Source organism: Spirosoma endophyticum (genome assembly GCF_900112365.1).
Taxonomy (GTDB): domain Bacteria; phylum Bacteroidota; class Bacteroidia; order Cytophagales; family Spirosomataceae; genus Spirosoma; species Spirosoma endophyticum.
Genome location: NZ_FOLQ01000005.1, coordinates 357937 through 370001 on the forward strand (window position 1 = coordinate 357937; position 12065 = coordinate 370001).

Below are 12065 nucleotides of genomic sequence, written 5' to 3' on the forward strand. Positions count from 1 at the left end.
TGAAGGTATAACCAACTTTCAGATGTGTTTGTCCCAAAGAGCAGCGAAATTAAATAGCCTTAGTGACAACATTCCATGTACTTATTCTCCTTCAACTTCCTGCTTATAGCGAACAAAAGCCTTGTAGATTGCCTCGGCAATTTCCTCCTGTCCTTCGTCTGACCGAAGAAAATCTTCTTCAGCTGGATTTGTTAGATACCCACTTTCGATCAGGACACTAGGCATCGTGGTTTTCCAGAGCACGATAAAACCAGCCTGTTTGACGCCATTGCTTTTCCGTTCAGCATTTTGACGGAAGCTACGTTCCACTTTTTCGGCGAAATTGATGCTGCTGCTCATAAAAGCATTCTGATAATTCGCCAGCATAATCGTAGCCAAAGGTGAACGCGGATCAAAGCCCTTATACGTCTGCTGATAGTTCTTTTCCTGTAAAATAACGGCGTTTTCGCGTCGGGCCACGTCCAGATTGCTTTGGGTTCTGTGTAGACCTAATGTATAGGTTTCGGTACCATAGACCCGGCTGCTGGATGGGCTGGCATTGCAGTGAATCGAAATAAACAGGTCGGCCCGACTTCGGTTAGCAATGGCTCCTCGTTCATATAAATCAACAAAGTGGTCGGAGGCCCGCGTATAAATTACCCGAACGTTTGGGTGATTCTGTTTAATTTTACGGCCCAGTTGCAGAATCAGGTCTAAATTGATCGTCTTTTCTTTAGCATAACGACCATGAGTCCCCGGATCTTTGCCGCCATGCCCTGCATCCAGCACAATCGTACGTAGCTGGTTAGGCGTATCGGTCGTTCCCGGAGTCGTCCCGATTTCTTGTGATCCTGTCCGGCGAACCGTATCTTGTGTTAAGCCAGGTGACAGCAAATCCGGGCTTGTTAGCGCTAAAAGAGGTAACACAACAACAACCAATGTTGTCACTATTCCGGGAGCTAGAACCGTAGTCGTAACCCCTCTTGATTTAATAATATTTAACAGCTGAAAACGTTTCAAAGCGATAGCAGGATAACAGTTCGTGAATACCTTTGTAAGCTATAGACTTAACGGTCTTCGGGCAAATATAATTTTTTTAATAATCCTAACGAAACGATACTTTATTTTGCGGCCCTCGCGGATACGACCAACATGGATAAAGGCAGCCTGTAGCCTTATCTGCTTACTCTGGACGTTCAACGTGTTGGGGCAAAATACATCTGCGCCAAAGAGGCTTACACCAGCCACTACTACCAGCCCAAAATCGCAAACGGTCCCGGCAAAATCAACCCAGGAAAGTGAACTGGAACGTGAGCTTAATCAGGCGCCCAGCCGCCTTGGCCCCTCCCCATCAAGAACCAAAGTCCTGCCGCCAACCAGTGCCCGTCCAACTAGCCAGGACTCCCTGCGATTACGTCAGGCAGAACAAGCCGCCATTGCCTTGAGGGACTCACTCAAAAGGGATTCAGCCAGGATAGCGCCTGTGGCCCGGTTGAAGCCAAGACCTTTCCAACTAAGTCCAACACGATTCATCACGCTAGCGCCAACGGTATCCCCAGCCTTGGTTCGGTTGCAAAACCGAATTGCCAGTTCCGTTAAAACAGCGCCTGTGGTACAACCTAAAACCGTACCATTAGCTCAGACAAAACCTAGTGCCAGTACTGTTGTTACTGCCCCTACGCCAGCCAAACTCGTTCAGACAAAACCAGTCAGATCCAGTATTAACGCTGATTCTGTACGAGTAGCGGTCAGTGATTCAGTCCGTAAAGTCGCGATGAAACCAAAGACAACGCCTGCTACGTCGACGACGGCTTCCAGTCGCCCGCGTTCGCAAACAGCGCTGGTCAGTCAGACGAAGCCCGTTCAGACCAAAGTGAATCCTTTAAAGGCGGGGCAAACCAAACCAAACCAGTCTAAACTGGGTCGACTAAATCCGGGCATCGTTTCGCCTAACGTAGTACGGCCAGAGAGCCGTCAGCGGATTGGCAACGATTCGACTCAGGTGGCCATCGCTGACTCGGCAAAAAAAGATTCGACCGAAACGGCCGATGCCTTTAAAACAACGGTTAAATACCAGGCAAAAGATTCAACTATTTATGCAGCCGACGGCCGGACTGTCGAACTGTTCGGTGATGCCAGTGTCATCTACGGCGACATCTCGCTCAAAGCGGAGTATATCCGTCTGAACTACCTGACGAATGAAGTGTACGCCAAAGGCCTCTACGATTCAACAGCAAAAAAATGGATCGGCCGCCCTATTTTCCAGGATGGCGAAGGGAAGTATGACACCAAAGAGATTCGCTATAATTTCAAATCCAGAAAAGGCCGGATTCAGGGCGTCGTCACGCAGCAGGGTGAAGGCAATATCCGTGGCACAACCGTAAAGAAAGATGCCGAAGATAACATGTACATCGGCAAAGCGATTTACACAACCTGTAACTTAGCCACTCCCCACTTTCATATTAATGCCAGCAAGCTAAAAGTCATTCATAATACCCAGGTGGTAGCAGGCCCATTTAACCTGGTCATCAACCAAATTCCGTTGCCCATTGGGTTGCCGTTTGGCTTTTTCCCGTTCCCGAAACGCAAGGAAATTGGTGTGTCGGGTATCATTGTGCCCCAATATGGCGAAGAACCCAACGGTCGGGGCTTTTATTTGCGCGATGGGGGTTATTATTGGGCCGTGAGTGAAAATCTTGGCTTGCAGTTTAAAGGACAGATTTACTCCCGCGGTAGCTGGGGTTTAGGGCTGTCGTCGGCTTATAATAAACGATATCGGTACAGCGGGAGCTTGAATCTTCAGTTCAATCGCAACCGCTCCGGCGACCGCGTCGACACAACCCAGTCGCCCCGTAATGATTTTTCCTTTACGTGGGCCCACTCACCGGTACCACGTGGCCGGGGAAGTTTCTCGGCGAATGTTAACGTCAGCAGTAATAGCTACAACCAGTTCAATTCCTATACTACGTCGTCGTATATCTCCAACGTAGCCGGTTCGTCCGTGCAGTACAGCCGCACCTTTGGGCAATACGTTCGGGCGGGGGCTAACGTCCGCGTCAACCAGCAGTTCGGGCAGGTGAATCAGATAACGCAGGTTCGCGAAAACGGCAAGACCGATGTCTCGACGGACTTCAACCTGGGTATCAATCAGATTGCGCCTTTTGCACTCAAAGGCGGTACGGGCCGGTGGTATGAAAGCTTCCGGGTAGGCCTGGATGTAAGTGGTTCCTTTGCTGTTAGTAATACGATACGTCGTCAGGTTGATACAACGGGACTTGGTTTCGCGGTTGTTACCAACCTAACGACGATTAGTAGTATCGAGCGTATTCAGGATAGTATTACCCGCGCGAATAATTTGCGGCTGGGCATCGTCGCAGCTGACCCAAACCTGATTGCATTTAACCTACAGAATTTACCAACCATCTTAAAAAATCGCGTTGTTCAGGCTCGGTATAGTATCCCGATCTCACTGCCCAACGTTAAGCTGTTACGGTATATCAACCTGACTCCAGGGTTCTCACTCCAAGGCAATATTTTCACCAAAAAACTGAAATACAACTACCTACAAGACCTAGATGCCGTCCGAATAGATACGATCCCAGGTATTTTTGCCTCTTATAATTTCTCGGTCAATGCCAGCATGAATACCCGCTTTTACGGCACCTATTTCATTCGGGGGAAACGTATTGAAGCCATTCGGCATACCGTTGCCCCATCAATTTCGTTCAGTTACGTGCCCGATTTTACGAACCCTTCTTTTGGGCAGTTTCAGATCTTACCAGCCGAAGGCAGCCTGGCCAACCTTCCGCTCTATCGCCGAACGCTGTCCGTATTTAGAGGTATTGACGGAAACAGCAGTAGTTCATCGAGTACACAGTCGGCCTTCGTTTCATTTGGCATTGTGAACCAGTTAGAGATGAAAGTACGGACCCGAGGAGATTCTACAGGGCAGGATTTTAAGAAAATTCCGATTTTCGATAACCTAAGCATCAATGGAAGCTATAATTTCCTGGCGCCGGATTATAAGCTTTCACCCATTGCGATTAGCGCGAACACGCAGATTTTCAAAAACATAAGCTTTAACTTTTCGTCTACGCTCGACCCTTACGCTTATCGCCCCTACGGCGGTACAGCCCAATATTATTTTGCAACGACGCCGTCAACGCTGACGCCCCTTGCCTACTCGCCTTCTATTCAGGCATTACGTGCCAATGAGCCTTATACGAATCAACAGTACGTCCGGCTGCCAAATGTCTTTGCCATTACTGAGGGGCAAGGCTTGTTACGGCTGACGAACTTACAAACCTATGTTAGTGCGCGATTTGCCCCCAAACAGGCCGACAAAAAGAAAGTCAGTCCGAACGCATCCGAAGCGACCATGAACGCTATAAACAGCAATCCGGAGCTATACGTCGATTTCAACGTCCCCTGGTCGTTCAATGTCAGTTATACCTTCTCCCTGACGAAACTTACGCCCGTACTGTCACAGGTAGTTCAGGCGCTGACTCTCACGGGTGATCTGAGTCTGACGCCCAAGTGGAAAATAACCCTGAATACGGGCTATGATTTCACGTATAATAGCCCAACGTTAACCACCATTGGTATTAACCGTGATCTTCACTGCTGGGAGATGGCCTTTAACTGGACACCCTACGCGGGAAATAATAGCCGCGCAGGCAATTATTCTTTCGACCTTCGAGCCCGGTCTTCAATCCTCCAGGAACTCAAGCTTAGTCGTCGCCGGAGTTTCTACGACAGGGGCGGTTTTTAACGTAATGAATGTGTATCCGTTCTAAGTCTGGAATTACATTTACTACGTAAGTAAGCGCAAAAGCAAATCAAAAAACTGTAACTTGTCGCTCCCATTCTTACTTATAAATTCCTATGACTGACCGCGATAAACAACGGCTTGACGAATTGGAAATCAAAACGGCTTATTTGCTGGCCCGTCAGGATGAGCAGGACGCACGAATGAACAAGATTGTTGCCCGCCTGGTCTACGTAGAAGCCCGTCAGTATCGGCTCATGAAAGAATTGGGGATTGCACCCGACAAAATTGATACGTCGCAAACGGCCCAGGTCGATGCGAAAGCTATTAATCTGACAACCATTCCTGAACAGCGATTGAATTAAAGTACTCCTTATAACCTTCGCTCTTACCCTGTCCGGATACCGTAGCATACCGGTCATTCGTTGTAGTTCGTATGAAATCTGTTTCCCTGCGCTTACTTTTCGTTATTGCTGGGTTAATCGCCCTCAACGTCTTGTCGGCATTTGTGTTTTTCCGACTGGACCTGACTCAGGAAAAACGCTATACCCTTTCTCCGGCTACACAAACCCTGCTGACTGACTTACCCGACGATATTCATATAGACGTCTACCTGACGGGCGACTTACCTCCCGCCTTCAAGCGACTCGAAAACGCCGTTCGCGAGACGCTGGATGAGTTTCAGGCACAGGCAGGCAAAACCATTACGTATCGCTTTATTGACCCGAGTGCTACAAACAGTGTCGATGAGAAAAATAAGCTCATTGATCAACTCCAGCAAAAAGGGGTGTTACCAACCAATTTAGTAGCCAACGAGGGTGGGAAGCGGACCGAAAAACTGGTTTTCCCCGGTGCTATCGTTTCTTATAAAGGTAAAGAAACGGCCGTACTGCTCCTGAAAGGCAACAAAGCCGCATCGAAAGAAGAGCAATTGAACCAGTCCTACGAAGGGGTCGAATTTCAACTGGCGTCAGCCATTCAGAAATTGACGCAGACGGAAGCCAACCGTCGGCGAGTTGGCTTGCTGTACAGCCATACAAAGGTGCCTCCTTCCCGTTTTGCTGATTTGCTGGCTTCTGTGCAGGAAAACTATGACCTGTTTTTCATTGACATGAGTAAACCGGGGCCTATTGCCAACGTAGATGCGGTGTTGGTACCCAAGCCGGACAGCGCCTTTTCGGAAGATGAACTGTTCAAACTCGATCAGTTTGTTGTCAATGGTGGCAGAGCCTTGTTTTTTGTGGATGGACAACGTGTTGACTCGGTTAATAACGAGGGAACCTATGCGCAACCACTCAATCTGAATCTAGACGATTTATTTTTCCGCTGGGGAGTCCGTGTTAATCGCGACGTAGTAAAGGATTACTATTGCGCGCCGATTCCCCTCAACGTAGGCAACATTGGTGATAAGCCAAATGTCCAATTATTACCCTGGCGATTTTATCCACTCCTAAACAATTTTGGCGCATCGGGCAATCCCATTGTGCGCAACCTGGATATGATACTGGCCCGGTTTGCGAGTACGCTCGACACGGTGGGGGCAGTTGGGATTCGAAAAACGCCCCTCCTGCTCACATCGCCTTATACGAAAATCCTGAAGACACCGGCATTGATTTCCTATAACGAAGCACGTCAGCAACCCGATCCCAGCACATACGACGGCGGCACTAAAATAATCGGGTGCTTGCTTGAAGGGCAATTTCAATCGATGTTCGCTAACCGAATTTTACCGAGCGATCCACGCGCCAAGGGATTCAAGACATCGGGTGTGGCGTCGCGTATACTAGTTTGCTCCGACGGTGATTTAATCGTAAATGATGTTGATTACAAACGAAACACGCCTTACCCGCTAGGTTTTGATCGGTTTACGCGTGCTACGTATGCCAACAAGGATTTCGCTCTGAACGCAATTGATTATCTGGTTGACCCCAATGGTGTTATTGCCGCCCGCACCCGGACCGTTACGCTACGCCCTTTGGACAAAATCCGTGTAGATGCCAATCGCACAGGCTGGCAAGCCTTAAATCTCCTCGGACCGTTAGCGTTGGTAGGGTTAGTAGGCTTGGGTTGGCAGATAGTAAGACAGCGACGCTATGGCGCGTGAGCCTACTCCACCGCGAATTTCACTAACCATTGCGCCACGGTTGCGCTACTAAGATTGAAAACAAGGTTCGGAAATAACCCCAAAAGTAACGCCATTACCCCCAGTGGAATCAGAAGCAGTTTCTCTCGGGCAGTGAGATCAGCCAGTACAGACGTAGCACCCGACGGGGAATCGAAAGCGCGCACCCAGGTTGGCCCGAAAAACATACGCTGGAGCGTCCAAAGGAAATACGCAGCGGCTAATAGAATACCTGTCGTCGCAATAGCCGTCATCCAGCCAGGTAGCCATTCTGACTGAAAGCTGCCCATGAGCGTGAACAATTCCCCCATAAATCCTGAAAAGCCCGGCAATCCCAACGAGGCAAAAAACGCAATCGCCGTCAACGTAGTGTATTGCGGCATGGGTTGCATCAGGCCCCGATATGAATCAATACGTCGATCATGGGTGCGATCATAGAGAACGCCCGCAATCAGGAACAACATAGCTGAGAGAACGCCGTGGCTAACCATCTGATAAATAGCCCCGTTTACACCTTCAGCCGTTAGCGAAGCAACGCCCAGCAGCACAAACCCCATGTGCGACACCGACGAATAAGCAATCATCTTTTTAACATCGGTCTGCGCCAGCGCATTCAAGCCCCCATAGACGATGGAAAGTACACCTAAACCAGCCAGCGTCTGGGCGTATTCAGCCGCCCCATCCGGAAAAAACTCCCAAACGATCCGTAGAAAACCGTAGCCTCCAATCTTGAGCAACACACCCGCCAGCACGACCGACACAGGTGTAGGAGCTTCAACGTGGGCATCGGGCAACCAGGTATGAAGCGGCACGATAGGCAGTTTAATTGCAAAACCAATAAATATGGCCCAAAATGCCAGCATTCGAGCAGGCAAACCTAATACAACAGGTTCGGCAGCTGGGTTCAGGAAAGCATTAGGTAAGTAATTGCCACCATCGGCAAGAAAGCGCATATCAAACGTATGAACGATCTGCGCCGGGTTTAACTGCCCATTCTGCAGATACGTTTGAACGCTACGTATGATATCGTCCGTCACCATCGAAGGGTCCGATACCAGACCAGCCATCACCGCTGTACTTATGGGGTCCATAACAGACAGATATAGACCAATCATGACCAGCAAAATCAGCAGTGATCCGAGGAGCGTGTAAAGGAAAAATTTAATCGAAGCATACTCCCGACGCGGCCCGCCCCATAGTCCGATAAGGAAATACATTGGCAGGAGCATAAACTCAAAAAACAGAAAAAACAGGAAGAAATCAAGGGCTACGAAGCAGCCCATAATCGTTCCGGCTAGTAGCAGGTAAAGTGAAAAATAGGCTCTTAGGCGATGGGTTACATTCCAGGATGATATAACGCCAATCAGCATCACCACGGCAGATAAAACAACCAAGGGTAAGCTAATACCGTCTACCCCAACCAGATAGTCAATAGAGGCAACACCTAAATTACCCAGTGGCAACGTAATCCAATCGGTCTGTTCGAGGAGCTGGTAACCAGTAAGGGTTTTATCAAAGCGGACATACGCCATACCGGACAACACAACTTCAGCCAATGTAACAGCCAGCGCAATCCACCGAAACCGTACGGTTTGATTTCCAGGTAGAAGTGCCACCAGCAATGAACCAAAAAGAGGCAAAAAAATGAGTAACGATAAAGTCATAATTGTACTCGACAGCGAGCTGCTACCGGTATGTATGTCAACGACGACAGCAAGATGCTGCCGGATATACTAAAGCAGCCACCAAAGCAGCATCAATAAACCAACTACAGCAACCGTAATGTATGATTGCACCTGGCCATTTTGAATAGAGCGGGTCAATCGTCCCAGCCGACCGGCAATCCAGGCCGCACCATTCACAATGCCGTCTATACCAAACCGATCAAATACCATAATAAGATTAGCCAGCACCACAGTCGATACGCCTGCTCCATCAACCACCTTATCGACTACACGTTGATCCGTGCGATTGAGCAACGTAGCGAGTTTGAGTGTCGGGTTAATAAAGAGATGCTGAAAAAATGTGTCCAGAAAACCATACTCCAGCGACAGTCGAACGTAGCTATATGTTTTTTTGGGCTCCCTCATTCGGAAACCAATCCAACCACCGATCAACACCAGTCCAATCGACACCGGAGCCAGCCACCAGTAAGTAGATTCTTCAGTCATGGGCATGATCCGAAAAAACCAACTCCCATGTGCCGAGAGCGGATTTAACGAAAACCAAAACCACACAGATAACAGAACCAGAACTACAACAGGACCACGCATAAGCCAATCGGGTTCGTGAACCTGCCGGATCATTACGTATTCGTTTCGATAAGTACCAAAGAAAATTAGCCGCCACTGCCGCACCATGTAACAGGCCGTTAGTCCCGACGATATAAGCAACAGGACTGGTACGAGGAATGACAAATTACTGTTTTGCTCGCTTGACCAGTTAAATGCCCCGCCCAGAATGGCTTCTTTTGAGAGAAACCCCGAGAAAAAAGGCAGTCCAGACAAGGCAGCGGCACAAACACTGTACCCCACAAAGGTTGTCGGCAAGGCTTTACGTAATCCGCCCATCTGCCGCATATCCTGCGTATGGACGGCGTGAATTATGGCACCTGCACTCAGAAATAGACCTGCTTTGAAAAAAGCATGAGTCAGGAGGTGAAACATGGCTCCTGCTACGTTATTAGTGCCCATTCCGGCAACCATCAGTCCTAATTGCGAGACGGTTGAAAAAGCCAGTACTTTCTTGATGTCCGTTTGAAAAACCGCCGAATAACCACCCCAAATTGTCGTTACGGTGCCAACTAGGGCAATGACAACCAAAGCATCGGGAGCGAGTAAAGGATGAATGCGTGCCAGTAGAAAAATGCCAGCCGCCACCATGGTAGCCGCATGGAGTAAGGCCGATACGGGCGTGGGGCCTTCCATCGCATCAGGTAGCCATGTCAGCAAGGGAAACTGCGCCGATTTACCTACGCAACCCATGAACAGACAAAGACCAAGGGCAGTTGGCGCAACAGTACCCGAACCAATGGTTGTCAATGCATCGAACTCAAGCGTATCGAAATAATAATACGTTAGAAAAATACCAATCAGGAAGCCTATATCACCAACACGATTCATCAGAAAGGCTTTTTTGGCAGCCTTCGATGCGGATGGGCGTTCGGCATAAAAGCCAATCAATAGATAGGAGGCTAAACCTACCAACTCCCAGAACGCATACATTACCAGCAAATTTCCCGCCAAAACAATGCCCAGCATGGCGCCTACGAACAATTGCAAATAGGAGAAATAGCGGGCTAACTTTGGCTCGTCGTGCAGATAAGAAATTGAATAAAGCTGTACTAACAAGGCCACAAAATGCACCAGAACGAGCATTAGAGCAGTCAATGCATCCAACCGGAAAGTGATTCCAAATGCTACGCCTGATATCATTGCCCAGTTAGCGTGAAGTGCTACTGGCTGTTCCGGCAGGTTAACAGCCAGTATGATCGACAACGCCAGACCCGTACTCGTCAGTAAGACGGCCAACCCTCCTGCCATTCGTCGACGAACTATCGTCAACACCAGAAACCCCACGAAGGGCAGTCCTAGCAAAACAGCCGCTAGCATTGAAAAAAGTGAGGAATCGTCGGAGGGCATTTAGAACCAGTCTGAACTAGGCGCAAATATCCCGATTCTAGCGTAGGGAAACAAACCACATTTATGCCGTTTTTAGCCAGCCGGTTACGCTCAGCCGTTCGCGGGTAGCGGGCAACACTTCATGTTCTAGGCGAGCACTCTCGAAACAGACCAATCGACCACCCAGTGGCGCAATGGTAATTTGCCGTTCGCCTGTCTTATCTAGGTTAGGAAGATAAAGTGCTAGTTGTCCGCCATCAGTCTCCTGCCAGTCAGTATTTAGGTAACAAATGACTGAAAGCTTACGGCGTGAATCGCTACGAAATTGGTCCAGATGGCGTTTATAGAACGTACCCGTCGGATATACAGCGTAGTGAAACTCGTAATCCCGCAAACCTAAATAACAGGTTTGGTTGACATAATCGACAAATTCATGGATTCGTTGCAGGAAAGTCAGTTCGGCGGATATAGTAGTAGCTTCATCCAACCACAAAATTTCGTCACCACGGATCGCATTTTCAACCACTACGTTCTGATTACCAATACCAGCCGCTCGAAACTGGCCCATTGCCCGACGGTCATGCAGACGCCTGGCTAAAGCAATTATTTCATCGGGTGTCAGAAAATTATCCATAATTCCATACCCATCGGCTAGAATTCCGTCAATGATGGGTTCAAAAAGTGGATTCATGGTAAAACTAAATTACTGTTTTAACTCGTTCAGTTCGTCCAACTGCGCCGTACGGAAGTGTCGATACACCTGCAAAACAATTGCCAGCGCCACTGCCGATTCCGCTGCGGCTACAACCATCACAAACAAAGCCAGCATTTGCCCTTGCAACCGATCTGGATCATATTGGCTGAACGCAACAAGGTTGACATTGACAGCGTTGAGCATTAATTCAACACCCATCAAGACAACAATCGCATGTCGTTTTAGCAAGACAACAGCTAGCCCAATGCTAAACAGAGCCGCGCCAACGAACAAAAAAAACTGACTATCAACGGCCTGCATGTCTGGACGATTTAAGTTGAAGAGAGGCCAAATAAGTAGCCCCCACCAGGGCGGCCAGCAAGAGGATTCCAGCAATTTCAAACGGCACTACGTATTCAGTCATCAGTTGTTTACCAATGGTATTCACTGTGCTTTGCCAGCCAACAGGTCGATCGAGCAGAATAAAGTTTGCCCGTATCAGCAAGGTGTATAAGGCAATAAATAAACAACCGGCAACCAATATGGCCACCACCCAGCTAGCCTGAGCGCCCGCTCTGTTTAGCGATGCAATTTTATTGGGTTGCTGGCTATTCGTGTTGGCCGGGAGCTCAGGTTTGTGGGTAAGCATAACGCCAAAAATCACCAGCACTAATACACCACCGACGTAAATCATTATCTGTGCAACAGCCAGAAAGTCGGCGCTTGCCAACACGAATAGCCCCGCTACACCGAGTAACGTCAGTAATAAAAAGAAAGCTGCGTAGAGTACGTTACGAGTAAACAGGACCGCCAGGGCGCCAAATAGTGCCAGGGCAGAAAACGTATAAAAAGCAAGTTGGAGCACTGATTTGTCTTTTTTAA

Annotated in this window: 9 protein-coding genes; 3 read left to right on the plus strand and 6 right to left on the minus strand. The window is 48.6% G+C overall.

The features are described 5' to 3' along the window. Window positions 1-81: 81 nt before the first annotated feature. Complete coding sequence (locus tag BM202_RS16350) at window positions 82-927, minus strand: N-acetylmuramoyl-L-alanine amidase family protein (RefSeq protein ID WP_093828104.1); 846 nt, start codon at window positions 925-927, stop codon at window positions 82-84. Between the two features lie 826 nt (window positions 928-1753). Here BM202_RS16350 and BM202_RS16355 point away from each other — a divergent pair. From BM202_RS16355 to gldG, 3 genes are all read left to right on the plus strand, one after another. Then, entirely contained in the window at window positions 1754-4750 is a 2997-nt protein-coding gene (locus tag BM202_RS16355; RefSeq protein ID WP_245776682.1) for a putative LPS assembly protein LptD, read from the plus strand. A 113-nt stretch (window positions 4751-4863) separates the two neighbouring features. Next, complete coding sequence (locus BM202_RS16360; RefSeq protein WP_093827924.1) at window positions 4864-5112, plus strand: hypothetical protein; 249 nt, start codon at window positions 4864-4866, stop codon at window positions 5110-5112. A gap of 71 nt (window positions 5113-5183) precedes the next feature. Further along, window positions 5184-6851 (plus strand): gliding motility-associated ABC transporter substrate-binding protein GldG, encoded by a 1668-nt coding sequence (gldG, locus tag BM202_RS16365; RefSeq protein WP_093827926.1) that lies wholly within the window; start codon window positions 5184-5186, stop codon window positions 6849-6851. Window positions 6852-6853: 2 nt separating this feature from the next. Here gldG and BM202_RS16370 read toward each other — a convergent pair whose 3' ends face one another. The 5 genes from BM202_RS16370 to BM202_RS16390 all read right to left on the minus strand — a co-directional run bounded on the left by BM202_RS16370 (window position 6854) and on the right by BM202_RS16390 (window position 12048). Next, complete coding sequence (locus tag BM202_RS16370; protein WP_093827928.1) at window positions 6854-8533, minus strand: complex I subunit 4 family protein; 1680 nt, start codon at window positions 8531-8533, stop codon at window positions 6854-6856. 69 nt (window positions 8534-8602) lie between these two features. Then, window positions 8603-10480, minus strand: coding sequence for an NADH-quinone oxidoreductase subunit 5 family protein (locus BM202_RS16375; protein ID WP_245776683.1), 1878 nt, complete (start codon window positions 10478-10480; stop codon window positions 8603-8605). A 91-nt stretch (window positions 10481-10571) separates the two neighbouring features. Further along, window positions 10572-11180, minus strand: coding sequence for a 2OG-Fe(II) oxygenase (locus BM202_RS16380; protein WP_093827931.1), 609 nt, complete (start codon window positions 11178-11180; stop codon window positions 10572-10574). 12 nt (window positions 11181-11192) lie between these two features. Continuing rightward, window positions 11193-11504 (minus strand): NADH-quinone oxidoreductase subunit NuoK, encoded by a 312-nt coding sequence (gene nuoK / locus BM202_RS16385; RefSeq protein WP_093827933.1) that lies wholly within the window; start codon window positions 11502-11504, stop codon window positions 11193-11195. Continuing rightward, window positions 11491-12048: an NADH-quinone oxidoreductase subunit J family protein gene (locus BM202_RS16390; RefSeq protein ID WP_093827935.1), complete on the minus strand. Its 558-nt coding sequence runs from the start codon at window positions 12046-12048 to the stop codon at window positions 11491-11493. The genes nuoK and BM202_RS16390 overlap by 14 nt, the downstream gene beginning before the upstream one ends. Window positions 12049-12065 lie beyond the last annotated feature (17 nt).